This window comes from Arminella tubonensis (assembly GCF_003240585.1).
GTDB classification, from domain to species: domain Bacteria; phylum Pseudomonadota; class Alphaproteobacteria; order Rhizobiales; family Rhizobiaceae; genus Rhizobium; species Rhizobium tubonense.
This window is the reverse complement of sequence record NZ_PCDP01000033.1, coordinates 103,589-120,458: the sequence shown is the minus strand read 5'-3', so window position 1 is coordinate 120,458 and position 16,870 is coordinate 103,589. Positions and strand designations below refer to the sequence as shown.

General features: G+C 59.8%; 17 protein-coding genes. 11 read left to right on the top strand and 6 right to left on the bottom strand.

Features of this window, described 5'->3' with window-relative positions; genetic code table 11:
* Positions 1–218: 218 nt before the first annotated feature.
* Positions 219–590, top strand: coding sequence for a hypothetical protein (locus CPY51_RS10980; RefSeq protein WP_111160274.1), 372 nt, complete (start codon positions 219–221; stop codon positions 588–590).
* Positions 591–1,059: 469 nt separating this feature from the next.
* On the opposite strand, the gene CPY51_RS10975 is transcribed toward CPY51_RS10980, so the two are convergent.
* Complete coding sequence (locus CPY51_RS10975) at positions 1,060–2,148, bottom strand: porin (protein ID WP_111160273.1); 1,089 nt, start codon at positions 2,146–2,148, stop codon at positions 1,060–1,062.
* A gap of 600 nt (positions 2,149–2,748) precedes the next feature.
* Between CPY51_RS10975 and CPY51_RS10970 the strand changes: the two genes are divergently transcribed.
* Complete coding sequence (locus CPY51_RS10970; protein ID WP_111160272.1) at positions 2,749–3,546, top strand: creatininase family protein; 798 nt, start codon at positions 2,749–2,751, stop codon at positions 3,544–3,546.
* Between the two features lie 3 nt (positions 3,547–3,549).
* On the opposite strand, the gene CPY51_RS10965 is transcribed toward CPY51_RS10970, so the two are convergent.
* Positions 3,550–4,503, bottom strand: coding sequence for a LysR family transcriptional regulator (locus tag CPY51_RS10965; RefSeq protein WP_111160271.1), 954 nt, complete (start codon positions 4,501–4,503; stop codon positions 3,550–3,552).
* A gap of 184 nt (positions 4,504–4,687) precedes the next feature.
* Between CPY51_RS10965 and CPY51_RS10960 the strand changes: the two genes are divergently transcribed.
* The 6 genes from CPY51_RS10960 to CPY51_RS10935 all read left to right on the top strand — a co-directional run bounded on the left by CPY51_RS10960 (position 4,688) and on the right by CPY51_RS10935 (position 10,755).
* On the top strand, positions 4,688–5,704 hold the full coding sequence (locus tag CPY51_RS10960; protein ID WP_111160284.1) for an ABC transporter substrate-binding protein: 1,017 nt from the start codon (positions 4,688–4,690) through the stop codon (positions 5,702–5,704).
* 85 nt (positions 5,705–5,789) lie between these two features.
* Positions 5,790–6,617, top strand: a complete 828-nt coding sequence (locus CPY51_RS10955; protein ID WP_111160270.1) for an ABC transporter ATP-binding protein — start codon at positions 5,790–5,792, stop codon at positions 6,615–6,617.
* Positions 6,617–7,453 (top strand): ABC transporter permease, encoded by an 837-nt coding sequence (locus CPY51_RS10950; protein WP_111160269.1) that lies wholly within the window; start codon positions 6,617–6,619, stop codon positions 7,451–7,453. Before CPY51_RS10955 ends, CPY51_RS10950 begins: the two co-directional genes overlap by 1 nt.
* Positions 7,453–8,766 carry a cytosine deaminase gene (locus CPY51_RS10945; protein ID WP_111160268.1) on the top strand — a complete coding sequence of 438 codons (1,314 nt, stop codon included), beginning with the start codon at positions 7,453–7,455 and terminating at the stop codon, positions 8,764–8,766. The genes CPY51_RS10950 and CPY51_RS10945 overlap by 1 nt, the downstream gene beginning before the upstream one ends.
* A 1-nt stretch (position 8,767) precedes the next feature.
* On the top strand, positions 8,768–10,174 hold the full coding sequence (locus tag CPY51_RS10940) for an FAD-binding oxidoreductase (protein WP_111160267.1): 1,407 nt from the start codon (positions 8,768–8,770) through the stop codon (positions 10,172–10,174).
* On the top strand, positions 10,174–10,755 hold the full coding sequence (locus tag CPY51_RS10935; protein ID WP_111160266.1) for an NAD(P)H-dependent oxidoreductase: 582 nt from the start codon (positions 10,174–10,176) through the stop codon (positions 10,753–10,755). Before CPY51_RS10940 ends, CPY51_RS10935 begins: the two co-directional genes overlap by 1 nt.
* A 15-nt stretch (positions 10,756–10,770) precedes the next feature.
* On the opposite strand, the gene CPY51_RS10930 is transcribed toward CPY51_RS10935, so the two are convergent.
* From CPY51_RS10930 to CPY51_RS10915, 4 genes are read right to left on the bottom strand one after another with little or no spacing between them, the layout of a single operon-like run.
* Positions 10,771–11,160: a RidA family protein gene (locus CPY51_RS10930; RefSeq protein ID WP_111160265.1), complete on the bottom strand. Its 390-nt coding sequence runs from the start codon at positions 11,158–11,160 to the stop codon at positions 10,771–10,773.
* A 48-nt stretch (positions 11,161–11,208) separates the two neighbouring features.
* Positions 11,209–11,841: a glutathione S-transferase family protein gene (locus CPY51_RS10925; RefSeq protein ID WP_111160264.1), complete on the bottom strand. Its 633-nt coding sequence runs from the start codon at positions 11,839–11,841 to the stop codon at positions 11,209–11,211.
* The gene (locus CPY51_RS10920) at positions 11,841–12,503 is read right to left on the bottom strand and encodes a Rieske (2Fe-2S) protein (protein ID WP_111160263.1); all 663 of its coding nucleotides are present in this window, start codon (positions 12,501–12,503) and stop codon (positions 11,841–11,843) included. The genes CPY51_RS10925 and CPY51_RS10920 overlap by 1 nt, the downstream gene beginning before the upstream one ends.
* 13 nt (positions 12,504–12,516) lie before the next feature.
* The gene (locus CPY51_RS10915) at positions 12,517–12,756 is read right to left on the bottom strand and encodes a hypothetical protein (RefSeq protein ID WP_244598592.1); all 240 of its coding nucleotides are present in this window, start codon (positions 12,754–12,756) and stop codon (positions 12,517–12,519) included.
* 284 nt (positions 12,757–13,040) lie between these two features.
* Here CPY51_RS10915 and CPY51_RS10910 point away from each other — a divergent pair, with 284 nt between their 5' ends.
* From CPY51_RS10910 to CPY51_RS10900, 3 genes are all read left to right on the top strand, one after another.
* Positions 13,041–14,162: a BMP family ABC transporter substrate-binding protein gene (locus tag CPY51_RS10910; RefSeq protein WP_111160262.1), complete on the top strand. Its 1,122-nt coding sequence runs from the start codon at positions 13,041–13,043 to the stop codon at positions 14,160–14,162.
* Positions 14,163–14,240: 78 nt separating this feature from the next.
* Positions 14,241–15,815, top strand: a complete 1,575-nt coding sequence (locus CPY51_RS10905; RefSeq protein ID WP_111160261.1) for an ABC transporter ATP-binding protein — start codon at positions 14,241–14,243, stop codon at positions 15,813–15,815.
* A gap of 1 nt (position 15,816) precedes the next feature.
* Positions 15,817–16,860 (top strand): ABC transporter permease, encoded by a 1,044-nt coding sequence (locus CPY51_RS10900; RefSeq protein WP_111160260.1) that lies wholly within the window; start codon positions 15,817–15,819, stop codon positions 16,858–16,860.
* The last annotated feature ends 10 nt before the right edge of the window (positions 16,861–16,870 follow it).

Below are 16,870 nucleotides of genomic sequence, written 5' to 3'. Positions count from 1 at the left end.
CGCCCATGGCGACTGGCTGCCCGCCTGGGCCAGATAAGACCCCCGAACAAGGCTGGCGTCGCCACCTCTCCCGGTTACGCCGGCTTCAAGGGCCTCGCAGCACCGCTGCGGGGCCTTTTGTCGGGTGATCGCTGTCAAAAGGCAATATTTCGATGCTCACGGCACTAAAGTCCGCGCGAAGCGTTTCCCCTTTACGAAACGACTGAAAGAACGGAATTATGAGAAACTTCGCAATTGCCGCGCTGTCCCTCGCCACAGCGATTTCAGGGGTCAGCCCAGCCTATGCATATCCAACCATGTCAGCAAATGGGTCGAGCGGCGGACTTGTCATAGAGGTCGTCGACCACGGCCACGACTGGAAGGGTAATCTTCAAGACGATCCCATTCCGAACCGCCGCCACGACAATCGCCATCATGACGATCGCCACCATGACAGCAGTCGCAACGACCATCATAACGATCATCACCACCACAATCACCTCGGTGAAATCATCGGTGGCGCTGCAGCCGGCGCTCTGATCGGCGGGGCATTGGCGCCGCAAAGGCGTGAATATGACGACCGTTACGACGACGAAGACGACGACTATTGATGCGGTTGATGACAAGCATTGGGGCTCTTGCCTTGGAAAGGCGCATAAACAAGGCGTCAAACGGTGCTAGGCTCAAGTGATTAGCCTGTAACCCCAATGCACATTTTAACCGCGTACTGAAAAAGCGCATTATATCTCCGTCGAGACGGAGATCGTGGCGATGAAAAAGGTATTGTTAACCGCCTTATATTTCGGCCTGTGCCTTTCGGACTTTTCCGGCGCGCAATCATTTCCCTTGATTGCAGTAACGAGCGTGCAAGAGGCTAGCTCGACCCTGCTCAATGAATGCGTCAGAGGCTTCGATGATACGAGATCCCGCCCCCGATGGTGCAGCGACCGCGACAGGTCCCACAGCCCAATGGACAATCCCCGCAAACCCAAAGCTGCTCGCAACTTCCCAGACTGAAAAGGCCCGGCTGGGATACCGGGCCTTTCCGTTCGAACTCGGAGGTACGAGTTCCAGGTAAGATTAGAAGCTGCGCTGGAAGCGAAGGATACCAGCCCACTGGTCTTCGTTGACGGAATCGAAGTTGGTGTAGGTCACTTCAGGCGTGACGACCAAGCCCTTGACCGGCTTGAACTGCACGTTGCCGGTCGCTTCGAAGATCTTCGAGTCGGTGTAGGCAAGCTGCAGGTTGGCGGTCAGCTTGTCGTTGAACGGAACGGTTACGCCGCCCCAGACAGCCCAGTCGCCCCAACCGCAAAGATCGCCACGGCCGACCGGGCAAGCAGATGGGTTCAGGTTCGAACCGGCATACTGGTTGAGCTTGTCGCCGTCCGTGTTCCAGCCGCCCATCAAGAAAGCCTTGAACGAGCCGAAGTCGGCATCGATACGAGCCTTGATAGCGCCTTCTTCGACGATCGAGTCGTAGCCGCCGACAACCTTGAAGGCGAACATACCAGCCTTGTAGCCGACGCCGAGCACGCCGTTCGGAGCGTAATGATCGCCCTTTGCAGTCTGCCAGGCACCACCGAAGCTCGAAGCGTCAGCAGCGGAATTGGTGTCTTCGATCGAAGCTACGGCCGTGAAACCGTTGCCGGCATCGTAGCTGTAGGTCAGCTGGTTAAGTTCGTACGGGCCATCATAGATCACGTCGTCGTTGATGACGTTGCCGGCATAGCCCATGTAAAGGTTGTACTGCGAATCCTGCTTGCCGACCAGGAAACCGCCAAGGCTGATGTTGGCCCAGAGAAGCTTCGACGTCGTGGCGGCGCCTTCCTGCCAATCGAAACGATAAACCGTGTTGGTCTTCAATGCACCATATTCGGTGTCGGAGGCCGTATCGATGGAAAGCTGAGCACGGGTATGCCACAGGGTGCCGACGCGGCTGTTCGGGTTGTAGGCGTCATACCACTTGCCTTCGGTACGAACCATGCCGCCGACCTTGAGGCAGGTTTCCGTGCCCGGAATGTAGAAGTAGCCAGCGCCATAAGCGTCACAAATACGGACATATTCAAGCGGTTCCGGCTCTGCAGCAACAATAGCGTCAGCCGCGTGAGCACCGGATGCTACTGCCAGGGCAGCAGCGGAGCCGAGGAGAAGGCTCTTGATCGTCATAGTAACTCCTGTTCGATATCTGATTGAAACCAAGCAACCTGATAATAACGGTTGCTTAGCCTCTTTAAGAAGGGGACGCGAAGCACCATGCCTCTGTCCCGGCGGACCCTATAAATGGCTCATTACAGATTTGTAACATTTAATATGCCAACACGAATTGTGACATCACGAGGCCCGACTTGTGTTGCGAATTTATCACGCAAGTGGCTGATGTCATTGAAATATCTAGATTACCTCGTTAGTTGCGGAGAAATTCACTCGCATGTGTTGAGTCGGCGCTGCCAGACAGACCCTCTTCAATTGCATAGCTGAGGCTTGATAGCTTGGTGACCGCATCGAAGTAAAAATATGACACATACTTTGATTTTATCAGATATTCTTCATATACTTGATCACATTTTGATTTATAACCTGAATTCCACATCTTCGAAATGCGATGCCATTATATTTTTCCGAAATACTATGAACGGCACTGGTCCTGATCACGCCCACCAAAATTGGCCGCCCTCAAAAAGGCAACGGTGCCGGCGCAAATTGATGCTTTTCGCGAGCTTCAAGTTTCCCTAGTCAATAGCTTCAGAGACATGAAGGGACGCGGCCATGGCGACGCCATTCTATTGGAACGAGTTGAACACAGGCGATTTCGCCGACCTTTCGCCCAACACCACCATAGCCATCCTGCCAATCGCATCCACCGAGCAGCACGGTCCGCATCTTCCGATCTCGACAGATGTGACGATCGCCAACGGCATGCTTGCAGAGTTGAGACGGCAGCGCCCGGACGATCTCGACATCCTTGTCCTGCCGACCCAGGAAATCGGCAAGGCCAACGAGCATGCCTTCGGTCCGGGCACACTTTCCTTGACCGCCGAGCTGCTGATTCCGGTCTGGACTGCGATCGGCGCCAAGGTGGCCGAAGCAGGCGTCCGCAAGATGGTCATCGTCAATTCCCATGGTGGCAACGTCGACATCATGAGCGTCGTCGCGCGCGAGCTGCGCGTCCGCCACGAGATGGCGGTGGTCGGCACGCAATGGGCGCGCTTCGGCACGCCGGACGGTTTGATCAGCGACCACGAAAGCCGCTACGGCATCCATGGCGGCGAGGTCGAAACATCACTGATGTTACATTTCCGGCCCGACCTCGTTCGCATGGACAAGGCGCAGAACTTTGGCTCCAAGGCCGAATGGATGAAGGAAAATTCGCGTTTCCTGCAGCCGCTGCCGCCACACTCGCTGGCCTGGATTGCCCATGACCTCAACCCGAACGGCGTCGTGGGCAATGCGGCGATCGGCACGGCGGAAAAGGGCGATCTGATCTGCCGTTATCAGGTTTCAAGCTTCGTTGAACTACTGCAGGATCTGAAGCGCTACCCGCTGTCGAACCTCTATTCGAAGTAGTCCTCAGGCGAACGGGCGCTCCGCCGTCATCTGGATGTGCCCTTTTTCCTGCAGCTCCTGCACGAGGCCGACAAGCTCGGCGAGCAGATATTCCACGAACAGGCTCGTCGCGGCATCGAGCGGCGCCCGCGCGCGGGCAAAGAGCTTCATCGGCTGATGCCGCGTATGCGGCTCGGCGATCGGTCGAAAGACGAGCTCACCGCGCCGGCATTCGGTGATGACATCCAGCGGATTGAGCAATGTCAGACCCGTGCCACACCTCACCAGCTGTTTCAGCATCTCCGAGGCATTGGTTTCCAGCACAGGCTCAACCTGTACCGGCAGGCGCGCCAGCGCCAGATTGATGACGTCGCGCAGGCTGGTGCCCGGCTGCGCCAGCACCAGGTTTTCCTGCACGACGTCTGCAAGATTGATCGGGCCGGGGCCGATCAACCGATGTCCCGGCGGCAGCACGACGCCGATCGGAATGTCGAAATTTCCAAGCGAACGAATGCCGGGGGTCGCCGGGATGTTGAACCCGAGGCCTATATCGACCTCGCCGCTCAGGACCGGGCTGATCGTCGTCGACCCGGAATCGCTGCGAAGCTGCACGAAGACGCGCGGATGCTCGGACAGGAAGCGGGCGATAATCTCCGGCAACGGCCCCGAGGCAAGACCAACTGTTGTCACGATCCTGATCTTGCCGGCCTGCTGCATCTTGAGACTGCGGATCCGTCCCTCCAGGCGCTCGTAGTTCTTCAAGACGTCGCGGATGTGCTCGATGCAGAGCTCGCCGGCGGCCGTCAGCCGCAGCCCGCGCGGCAGGCGCTCGAACAGCGGTGCTCCCATCTCCTCTTCCAGCGCCAATATCTGGCGATTGATCGCCGACGAGGCAACGTTGAGGCGGGCAGCGGCCTTGCGGATCGAACCGGCACGAGCAATCTCGTTGATATAGAGAAGTCTGCGCGAGTGCAGCATGCATTACCTCATTGCGTAAAACTTATGCAGTCAGCACATTTTAGGCACAACTGAAAGACAGATGCCTAAAAGGCATCGTTGTGCACGAATTTTGATGCTTTTCAAAGCGCAAGGCAATCGCTCAAATGAAGAAAATGGAGCGTCAATGGCGACGTTCCGTGACATTCAAGGGGAACGGCTGGCCATGTCCAATGCATTGAAGACCAAAGCATTTTTGACGATCGCGGGCCTGGCGGCGACTGTTGCCATTGCCCAGCCTGCCGCAGCGCTCGACAAGGTCACCTACGGCACGAACTGGCTGGCCGAGGCCGAGCATGGCGGTTTCTACCAGGCCGTTGTCGACGGCACTTACAAGAAATACGGCCTGGACGTCACCATCGTCCAGGGTGGCCCGAACGCAGCCAACAGCTCGCTGCTGATCGCCGGCAAGATCGACTTCTACATGGGCAGCCCACAGGAAGAGGTTGCCGCCGTCGAGCAGGGCATCCCGATCGTCGACGTCGCCGCCATCTTCCAGAAGGACCCGCAGGTGCTGATCGCCCATCCGGATGCCGGTATCGAGAAATTCGCGGACCTTGCCAAATTGCCGACGATCTTCATGGGCAAGGACGGCTACATCACCTATTTTGAATGGATGAAGGCAAATTTTCAGGGCTTCAAGGATGAACAGTACAAGCCTTATAATTTCAGCCCCGTGCCCTTCATCGCCGACAAGCAGTCCGCACAGCAGGGCTATCTGACTTCGGAACCCTACGAGATCCAGAAGCAGACAGGCTGGGAGCCGAAGGTCTTCCTGCTCGCCGACGCCGGCTACTCGCCCTATTCGACGATGATCACCACCCAGTCCTCGACGGTTGCCGACAAGCCGGACCTCGTACAACGCTTCGTCAGCGCCTCGATCGAAGGATGGTACAATTATCTCTACGGTGACAACAAGGCGGCCAACGAGCTGATCAAGAAGGACAATCCCGACATGACGGATGGCCAGATCGCCTATTCCATTGCCAAGATGAAGGAATACGGCATCCTCGAATCCGGGGACGCCAGCGAAAAGGGCATAGGCTGCATCACCGACGAGCACTACAAGAAGTTCTTTGATGAAATGGTCCAGATCAAAGTCTTTAAGCCGGATACGGACTACAAGAAGGCCTACGTCTCGCAGTTCGCCTGCAAGAGCGTCGGGATGGCGTTGAAGAAATAGGGCGATGCTTGTCCCTCTCCCTCTAACGCGGCGAGAGGGTCAGGGTGAGGGCAATCCCGCATGCTGCCAACAGAGAATCCCCACAATGACCCTATCCGAACCGCGAACCACGACCAGAGCGAACGAACCGCGCAAGCGGGCGCTGGTGACGATGGCGCGGATTTCGAAAGTCTTTTCCAGCGGCACTGTGGCGCTTTCCGACATGTCGCTGACCGTCGAGAGCGGCGAGTTCATCAGCCTGCTCGGCCCTTCCGGCTGTGGCAAGTCGACCGCACTGAGGATCATCGCCGGGCTCGGCGACGTGTCCTCGGGAGAGATCGACTGGCCGAGTTCTCGGATCAATTCGAGGGGGCTGCCGGAAGGCGATATCAGCTTCGTCTTCCAGGAACCCACATTGCTGCCCTGGAAGAATGTCTTCGGCAACGTCCATCTGCCGCTGAAGCTGCGGGGCGTTTCAAAAACCGCTGCCCGTAGCCAGATTATGGACGGGCTCGCGACCGTCGGCCTGCAGGATTTCTCCGATGCCTATCCCCGCGAACTGTCCGGCGGCATGAAGATGCGGGTGTCCATTGCCCGCGCGCTCGTGACCAAACCGAAGCTTCTGTTGATGGACGAGCCTTTTGCGGCGCTTGACGAAATCACTCGTCAGAAACTCAACGACGATGTGCTGAAGCTCTGGAAGACCACAGGCATCACCGTTGTCTTCGTCACTCATTCCGTTTTCGAATCCGCCTACCTGTCGAACCGTATCGTGGTGATGAAGGCGAGGCCAGGCCGCGTTCATGCGGACTTTCCGTTGGCCACAAGTCTGGAACGCGACTCGCACTACCGGACCTCGGAAGAATACCGGAAGGCCTGCGAAAAGGTCTCATATTCCCTGATTGAGGCGATGGGCGGCTCGGAGGATCATTGATGCGCACGACCGACCCGCAAACCCCTCACCTCCCCGTTGGCCGCGGCGAACATGCCGACCTTGCCCTGCGCATCTGCGTGCCCGTCCTGGTCATCGTCGTCCTCACTCTTGCCTGGTATATCGGCGTCGTCGTCTCTGGCGTCCCGCCCTATATCCTGCCCAGCCCGCTGGCCGTCGCCAAGGCATTGTTTGCCGACTGGGGGACGCTTGCCCCTGCCCTCTGGGTCACCACCAAGATTACCCTGGTGTCGCTGATCCTGGCCCTGATCGGCGGCGTCGGCTTTGCAGTCTTCCTGGTGCAGTCACGCTGGATCGAGATTGCCTTCTATCCTCTCGCCGTCATCCTGCAGGTGACGCCGATCGTGGCGATCTCGCCGCTCATCCTGGTCTATGCGCCATCGACGCAGGCCGCGTTGCTCATCTGCGCCTTTCTGGTCGCATTCTTCCCGATCCTGTCGAACATGGTGCAGGGTCTGAAAAGCGTCGATCACAACCTACTCAACCTCTTCGATCTTTATGGTGCCTCGCGCTGGCAGACGCTGGTCCATCTGAAGCTGCCAGCCGCCCAACCCTATTTCATGACCGGCCTGCGGATCGGCGGCGGTCTGGCACTGATCGCCGCCGTCGTCGCCGAATTCGCGGCAGGCTCCGCCGGCGCCGGCTCCGGTCTCGCCTTCCGCCTGCTCGAAGCTCAATACCGGCTGAACATGCCGCGTCTGTTTGCGGCCCTGCTGCTGCTTTCGCTCCTCGGCGTCGCCATCTTCGCCCTTACCTCCTTCATTTCGTGGCTGAGCCTGCATCGCTGGCACGAAAGCAGCATCAAACGGGAAAACTGATGACCTATCCTTTCATGTCGCCTCCGAATGCGGCGCGCTTCGTCCTCAGCAATGCAACAGTTCCGGCCGTCACGCTCGACGGATTTCAGGGTGCTACGAGCGAGGGGCTCGCCAAGGCCGACATCGTCGTCGCCGACGGCCTTATCAAGGATGTGCTGCCGGCTGGCTCGGCACCGACAGAGCTGGCCAAGGCCGACATGAAGGAAGGCATGGTGTGGCCGACCTTCGTCGACATGCATACCCACCTCGACAAGGGCCACATCTGGGAACGCCGCTCCAATCCTGATGGCAGTTTTCCCGGTGCGCTTGAGGCAGTCAAAGCCGACCGCGAGGCCAATTGGTCTGCCGCCGACGTGAAGAAGCGGATGGAGTTCTCGCTCCGCTCGGCCTATGCTCACGGCACCAGCCTGATCCGTACCCATCTCGACTCGCTCGACCCGCAGCACCGCATTTCCTTCGAGGTCTTCAATGAACTGCGCGAAGCCTGGAAAGACAGGATAGCGCTGCAGGCCGTCTCGCTATTCCCGCTCGATTTCATGGCGGACGATGTCTATTTTGCCGATCTCCTCGCGGTCGTACGCGACGCCGGTGGCCTGATGGGCGGCGTCACCCAGATGAACCCCGATCTTGACCGGCAGCTCGACAAGCTGATCCGCGCTTCTGCCGAAAACGGCCTTGATATCGACCTGCATGTCGACGAGAGCAAGCAGAAGGAAGTCTTCACCCTGAAAGCGATTGCCGAGGCCGTTCTGCGCAACACCTTCGAGGGCAAGGTCACGGTCGGCCATTGCTGCTCGCTCGCCCGCCAGGACGAGGACGTCGCCCGCGCCACCATCGATCTCGTCGCCAAGGCCGGCATTTCTGTCGTCTCGCTGCCGATGTGCAATATGTATCTGCAGGATCGCGAAGCGAACCGTACTCCCCGCTGGCGCGGCGTGACGCTGTTCCATGAGCTCGCGGCGGCCGGCGTCACGACCGCCGTCGCCTCGGACAATACACGCGATCCCTTCTATGCCTATGGCGATCTCGACCCTGTCGAGGTTTTTCGCGAGGCAGTGCGTATCTTGCATCTCGACCACCCGCTCGACACCGCCGCGCGCGTCGTCACCACTTCGCCGGCAGCTACCCTCGGCCGGCCCGATATCGGCCGTATCGCGGCCGGCGGGCCTGCCGATCTGGTTCTCTTCAGCGCCCGCCGCTGGAGCGAATTCCTGTCTCGCCCGCAGTCCGACCGTGTCGTCCTGCGCAAGGGCAAGATGATCGACCGCAGCCTGCCGGACTACCGTGAACTCGATACCGTGGTTGGAGCATGACATGCCGGATTACCAAATGATCAAAAAGGAACTCGAGGGCATCGCCATCGAGGATAATCCGGCGCTGGTTCGCCAGAAGAGCCGGGACTTCTACTGGTACTCGCCGGTGCTCAAGCGCCAGCTCGATAGCGTCACAGCGGACCTTGTCGTCACCCCGAAGACGGAGGAGGAGGTGATCCGCACGCTGAAGATCGCTTATGCCCATGATGTGCCTGTTACTCCGCGCGGGGCGGGCACCGGCAATTACGGCCAGGCAATGCCGCTGTCGCGCGGCATCGTCCTCAACCTTGCCAACATGAACAAGGTCAGGGAGATCCATCCCGGCCGCGTCATCTGCGAACCCGGTATCGTGATTGCCGAACTTGATCGTCAAACCAAGGCCCATTCCAGCCAGGAACTGCGCTTTCACCCTTCGACCGCCCAGACCGCGACGATCGGCGGCTTCATTGCAGGCGGCTCCGGCGGCGTCGGTTCGATCACCTGGGGCGGCCTGCGCGACCTCGGCAACATCCTGCGGCTCCGCGTCGTCACCATGGAGGCCGAGCCGCGTGTCCTCGACCTGACCGGCTGGGACCTGACGAAGGTGAGCCATGCCTATGGCACCAACGGCATCATCACCGAAATCGAGATGCCGCTGGCGCCTGCCTATGACTGGGTGGACGTGCTGGTCGGCTACGACGATTTCATGGATGCCGTTCGCTACTCGGATGCTCTTGCCCATTGCAACGGCATTCTCGTCAAGGAGATCGCGCCGATCGCGGCACCGATCCCATACGCCTATTTCAGCCGCCACAAGCCATTTATCCGCGAGGGCCAGTCCGTGGTCGCGCTGATGATCGCGCCGCATGCCATGGACCCGTTTCTCGCCTTCACCCGCCAGCAGAAGGGCGAGATCACCTTCCGCTCGGATACGGTCGCGAGCATGAAGGGTATTCCACATGCCTATGAACTCGCCTGGAACCACACGACATTGCGCGCGCTGAAAGTCGATCCGACGATCACCTATCTTCAAGTGCAGTATCCAGGACCTGACCATGTCGCCAAGGTCGCGAAGATGGTCGAGATCTTCGGAGACGAGGTGCCTGGCCATCTCGAATTCATCAGGTTCAACGGCCAGATCCAGTGTTCCGGCCTGCCTTTGGTGCGCTTCACTACGGAAGAGCGGCTGGAAGACATCATCAAGATCCACCAGGATCACGGCTGCCCGATCTTCAATCCGCATCGCTATACGCTTGAGGAAGGCGGCATGAAGCAAACAGACGCCGTCCAGCTCGCCTTCAAGAAGGAGACGGACCCCAAGGGCCTGCTCAATCCCGGCAAGATGATCGCCTGGGACAACCCCGATTTCGACTTCAGCGCCGGCAAGAACTATCTTTTTCCCGGCCTCGCCGCGATGATGGAGGCATGATGAGGGTTCTTGTCCTCTATTCGCATCCGGTCGAGGAAAGTTTCGGTGGTGCCCTGCACAGGCAGACGGTGACCAGCCTGAAGACTGCGGGGCATGAGGTCGACGATTGCAATCTCTATGCCGAAGCTTTCGATCCCGTGCTTTCCCGCCACGACCGGGTGATCTACCATGACTATCCGGAGAATACGGAAATCCTAAAACCCTATGTGGAACGCCTGCAGAAAGCGGAGGCTCTCGTCATCTGCACGCCCGTGTGGAATTTCGGCTTTCCGGCGATCCTGAAAGGCTATTTCGACCGCGTCTGGCTCCCCGGCGTCAGCTTCGAACTGGTTAACGGCAAGGTCGCTTCAAGACTGCAGCATATCGGCAAGCTCGGTGCCGTCCTGACCTACGGTGCCGATCCCCTCCGCGCCTTTATCGCTGGCAATCCGCCAAAAAAGATCATCAAGCGGGTCATCCGTGCGCAGATCAAACCCTTCGCCCCGGTCGTCTTCCTCGCCCACTACGACATGAACCGCTCGACGGACGAGACGAGGGTGCGGTTTCTGGCGAAGGTGAAAGCGCAGATGGAGCGGTTCTAGCGAACAGACATCCCTTCACAGCACCTTTGCAGCCGTCACTTCAACCTCGACCAGGAATTCAGGCCGCGTAAAGCCGCCGACGATGATCAGCGTCGAGACCGGCTTGGGGTCGAGCGTATAGCGGTCGCGCACGGCCATGTAGGAGCCGAAATCCTCGCGCCTGGTCACGAAGCCCGATATGCGGACAACGTCGGCAAAGCTCATGCCCGCATCTTCGAGGATTGACGCGATTGCCTGAAAGCAAAGCTCCGCCTGCTCGCTGACACCTTCCGGGATCCTGTCGTCGATGCCGATGCCGAGCTGCCCTGAGGTAACCAGCAACGAAGCCCCGGGGGACACCAGCAGGCCGTGATTGTAATTTCCAAACGGACGACGCACGGATGGCGGATTGAAAATCCTCGTCATGAAAAGCCTCGTGAATGCCGCGATGTCATCTGATCTCCAGCTCCTCAATCAGTGGTAATCGGGAATGCCGGGCATGGTGCGGAAGCCATCCAGTGCGCGGAAGCGGCGGATCCAGCGACGCAGCGCCGGAAACTCGTCGTGGTCGATGCCGTAGTCGCGGCTAAGAGCAAAGGACGGAAACAGCGTAAGATCGGCAAGGGTCGGTCCATCGCCCACGAACCATTCCGCGCCGCCGAAATGGCGAAGCGTCATATGGTCATCCATGATGCGCAAGGCCTTGCGGGCGCCGGCGCGAAGATGCGTTTCGTGACCCCCGGTGTTGAAGAGCGCTTTCAGCCGCGCTGCGAAGGCCGGAGCCAGCGCTGTTGCCGAGAAATGCAGCCACATCGCGACCTTTCCAAAAGCAGCCGCGTCTTCCGGCAGCCACTTGCCTGCCGGGTCATACCCCTTGGCGAGATAGGAGAGGATAGCCTCCGTGCCGGCCAGTACCAGATCGCCGTCGGCAAGCACCGGTAGCGTGCCGCGCGGGTTCAACGCCAACATCGGCGGCAGGGTCTCTTCACGGCCCGGAAACATGTCGACCGCGACCGTCTTCCATTGCAGACCAAGCATTGAAAGCAGCAGCCGAGCGCGGTAGCTGTTCTCATCCAGTTCGTAACTGTAGAGCGTGATTTCCGACATCAGGCGACCTCGGCCATATTTTCAAGGCTGCGGCGGAGATTTTCCGCCCAGCCTGCATAGTGCCTCTGCTTCACGCCACCATCGACAGCGGGTGCGCCGAGAATGACCAGATGGACGGCTGTTTTCGCTGGAGAAACCGTCTGAACGGCAACCAGGAGCTTGTCTCCGTTCAAGGAAAGCACGCCGGCATTTCCGGCAAGGACCACGGTTCCGGCCTGCTTGAGCGCCGCCAGAACGCCGTCCACGGGACAATCAATATAAAGGCTGCGCACCGGCGCGGCCTCAGGCGCGGCTTCGACTTCCGGCAGCGCCGCGTCCGCAGCAGTCGTCGCCCAAATGATTCCGTATTTTTCCTCGGTCAAATAAGTCGGGACCTTGATGGTCGACGGCACATCGAGGCTCGGATGGGCGGGAATATAACGGCATTGCCCGGCGCTATCATACTGCCAGCCATGATAAAGGCACGCGATGTGATCGCCGCGCACGAAGCCGAAGCTCAACCGCATGCCCCGATGCGGGCAGCGATCCTCCCAGACGTGGGCATTGCCGCTGTTGTCGCGCCAGACGACCAGTTCACGTCCGTCCGAAACAGCACCCGCCGAGGTCGCCGCTTCGATCGACGACGACAGCGCGACCGGCACCCAGGCTTCTTCCAGTCTCATAGTCCTCTCCTGTTCATGCTAGCGCCTTCCGCTCGATATCAAGGATGATGCAATCATAGGGCCCCAGGCTGCAGGCCATCTCGAAGGCATCGACGAGATCTTCCTGCCCCTTGACTGAGAGCGCGGCGGAGACTTCATCACATGCGCCGATGTTAATTTCGAGCTCCAGTCTGAGCGCCCGGTGCAAGGCAAATTCAATGAAGCTCTCCTGTTGAATTTGCCCCCGAAAGACGAATTGCGCTGCTTCGATCATACCGGGAAAGTTCCGCCAACCGCCTCCACATTGCACCCCACATCCTAAAAATTAGCCATTGCGCATAAATTATATGCATGCTTTAGTTTTGTGCATTTTAGACATTCTATGCCGCGAAGTTCAAGGGATTTTGAAAGGGCGGCAGCTCCTTGGCTGCAGCACGGGGGAGCGCCAACGAGGCGAGCGGCGCGCCGCAACTGGCATAATTGTTGCGTTGGTTGAACAAGCCGTAGAGGCCACAAAACTGGACGCGCGGTTTCGCGTCAAACCAAAAAGGGGACACTATGATTGACTTGCGTATGCTTTCCCGCCGCGGATTTCTGAACATGAGCGCTGCGGGTGCTGCGTCCTTGATGCTGCCCGCCGGCCTCGCCACCAAGGCACGTGCCGCCACCGCGCTTGCAGCGATCAAGGAAGAGGATGCGGTCGTCGGCTTCGGCCATGTCGGCCCGATCTCGGACGAGGGCTGGACATGGGCGCACCATCAGGGGCTGCTTGCGGTCAAGCAAGCCTATCCGAAGCTCAAGAAGATTCTCGAAGTCGAAAACATCCCCTATTCCGCCGATGCAACACGCACCTACCGCCAGTTCGTCAGCGGAGGCGCCAACATCATCTTCGACACCTCGTCGAACGGCGATTTCCTGCACGCCGTCGTCAAGCAGGCCACCGACGTCGCCTTCCTCGAATGCGATGGCCGCGTCGACATGGATAATCTCGGCTGGTACTATCTGGCCCACTGGTATCCGACCTACGTCATCGGCGTTGCCGCCGGCCATCTCTCCAAAACCGGCAAGCTCGGCTACGTCGCCTCGTTCCCGGTCGCATCGGTATTCGCCTCGACCAACGCCTTTCTGATGGGCGCCCGCTCGGTGAACCCGAATGCGACGCTGCAGACCATCGCGATCAACTCCTGGTTCGATCCGCAGGCAGCGACGCAGGCTGGCACGGCGCTGATCGACAACGGCTGCGACTTCCTGTTCGGCATCATGGATGAAGCGGGCTACCTGCAGGTCGCCGAAAAGCGCGGCGTCTGGGCCGCAATGTGGAACACGGATATCCGGCGCTATGGCCCGAATTCATATGTCTCCTCCGTCCTGATCGATTTCAGCAAGTACTATGTCGATCAGGTGGGCAAGCGTCTGGCTGGCACCTGGACGCCGACCGATACCCTGCTCGCGATGGGCTCCGGCGTCGATCGCGACAAATGGGGTGAGAAGGTGCCTTCGGACGTCACTGCAGCGGCAGACGCCGTGCGCGACAAGATCCTCGGCGGCTGGTCGCCCTTTGCAGGCGAGATCAAGGATTCGACCGGCAAGGTCCGTGTGGCAGCTGGGCAGAAGATGACCGACTTGGAGCTGTACAATTGGGACTGGTCGGTCGAAGGCGTCACAGGTCTCAGCACCTGATCGATTTTGCCACCAAACAGGGACCCGACCGCCGCCCCTGGTCGGGTCCAGCCTCGTTGAAATTTCGGTGTCCATTTGATGAGTGAAAACTCGACACGCTTCACGGCCCCTCCGGGCGCTCCACCTCTTGTTCAGCTAAAGGGCATCGCCAAGTTTTTTCCGGGCGTTATCGCCAATGAAGACGTCGATCTCGATGTATTGCCCGGTGAAATTCATGCGCTGCTGGGCGAGAATGGAGCGGGCAAATCGACGCTGATGAACATATTGACCGGCATCTATCAGCCGGATGCGGGCCAGATCATCATCGACGGTTACGCCAAGACGTTTGCAACCCCAGTGCAGGCGATTGGTTCCGGTATTGGTATGGTCCACCAGCACTTCAAGCTGGTTCAGGCCTTCACCGTTGCGGAAAACATCCATCTCGGCTGGTCTGAAACGCCGCGTCGCGCCTCGGGGCAGGTGCTCGAAGCACGGACGGCGGCGCTTGCAACCAAATTCAATCTTCAAACCCGCCCTGCTGCCCGCGTCAGCGATCTTTCCACCGGCGAACAGCAGCGCGTCGAAATCCTGCGCGTGCTCGCGCGCCAGGCGCGCGTCCTGATCCTCGACGAGCCGACTGCGGTCCTGACGCCGGCCGAGGCCCGTGAATTGTTCAAGGCGCTGCGCGATTTCGCCTCGCAGGGCAACGCCGTCATCTTCATCAGCCACAAACTCGATGAGGTGCTCGAGATATCGGATCGCATCAGCATCCTGCGCGGCGGCCGCAAGATCGCGACGGAAAATGCCGCGGACTGCAATCCGCGCATGCTCGCCAAGCTGATGGTCGGCCGCGACATCGTCCTTGCCGACATGCGTCAGCGCAGGACTGGCGCAGCACCGATCTCACAGCGGCCTGTGCTGACCCTTGCCAACGTCTCCGCGCTGAGCGATGCCGGCGACGAGGCCCTGCATGGCATCTCCCTCGACGTCCATGCCGGAGAAATCGTCGGTATTGCGGGTGTCGCGGGGAACGGCCAGCGCGAACTCAGCCAGGTTCTGAGCGGAATGCGGCCGCCAAGCGCCGGGCACCTCCTGATCGACGGCACACCAGTCAGGAACAGCAATGCCGAAGCTTTTGCCAAGCGTGGCATAGGCCACATCCCCGAAGATCGCCTGCACAGCGGGCTGGCGCCGGCACTCAGCGTCACCGTCAATGCGGTCATGCGCGAATACCGGAAACCACCGGTCTGCTCGGGCGGAAGCTACCGGCCAACCGCGGCAACGGCGCTTGCCAGGGAAATCGCCGCTGCGGCGGATGTTGCAATCCCGGATTTCGGCATGCCGATCCGCAATCTCTCCGGCGGCAACCAGCAGAGGCTAGTCGCCCGACGGGAAATGCGCATCGCGCACAACGTCCTGATCGCCGCCTATCCGAGCCGCGGTCTCGATGTTGGCGCCATCAACACCATGCTGCGCTATATCGTCGAGCTACGCGACGCGGGCGCCGGTATCGTTCTCATTTCCGAGGAGCTTGACGAGCTTCTCAACCTCTCCGACCGCATCGCCGTCCTCTACGAAGGGAAGATCATGGGTGTCGTCGACAACGACAGAGCCGACATTGATGAGATCGGTCTGCTGATGGGCGGGCGCCGCCAAGCCCACGAGGTCGCCTGACATGGCCCCGACATGGCGCCTCCACCGTTTGCCGTCCGCATCTCCCGCCATAGCCGTTGCGGCGCGCATCGCTGCGATCCTCGTGGCCTTGGCGTTTGCCGGCATCGTTCTGGCAATCGGCGGCGCCAATCCGCTTGAACTTGCCTCCGAGGTGGTCGACGCAAGCTTCGGCTCGAGCTTCGGCCTTCAGGACCTGGGCGTTCTGTTGATCCCACTGATATTGACCGGGCTCTCCGTCGCCGTCGGGCAGCAGATTGGCGCCTGGAACATCGGAGCTGAAGGTCAGTTCTACGCCGGCGCCTTCTGTACCGCCGCAGTCGGCCTGTTCCTGCCGGGGCCGCCCGTAGTGATCCTGCCGGTGATGTTCCTTGCAGGTCTATTCGGCGGCGCCGTCTGGATTCTTATCCCGACGCTGGCGCGGGCCTACGCCAATGTCAACGAGCTCATCACCACGCTGCTGCTGAACTTCGTGGCGATCCTGTTGGTCTACTATGTCTCGACCAGCGCTTGGCGGGATCGCACAGCAAATTCGGCGACGGCGCGGTTGTCTGCCGAAATTCCGGAATTCTGGGGCTCTATCCACTGGGGCCTACCGATCGCCGTTGTCCTCGCGTTGATCGTTGCCGGCGTGCTGGCATTCTCGCGTTGGGGCTACGAAGTCCGGCTTGCCGGCTCCAACCCTTCGGCTGCGCAATATGCCGGCATACCCGCTCGCCGCCATCTTATCACCGTGATGCTCTTGTCCGGCGCCATCGCCGGCCTTGCCGGAATGCTGGAACTGGCCGGCACCGTTCACCGCCTGCAGGGCGGAATCTCCAACAATTACGGCTACCTCGGCATCATGGTCGCCGTCCTTGCGCGCAATTCCGCGATCGGTGTGATATTCTCCGCTGCCCTGATGGCCTTCATCCTCAACTCCGGCATCATCCTGCAAACACAGGGCCTGACCACGTCCGCCGTGCTGGCGATGACTGGTCTCATCCTCTTTCTCACGGCGATCGGCGACGAACTTGCCCATTATCGCATAGCGCGCGACAGGGCTTGAAGGAGAACGA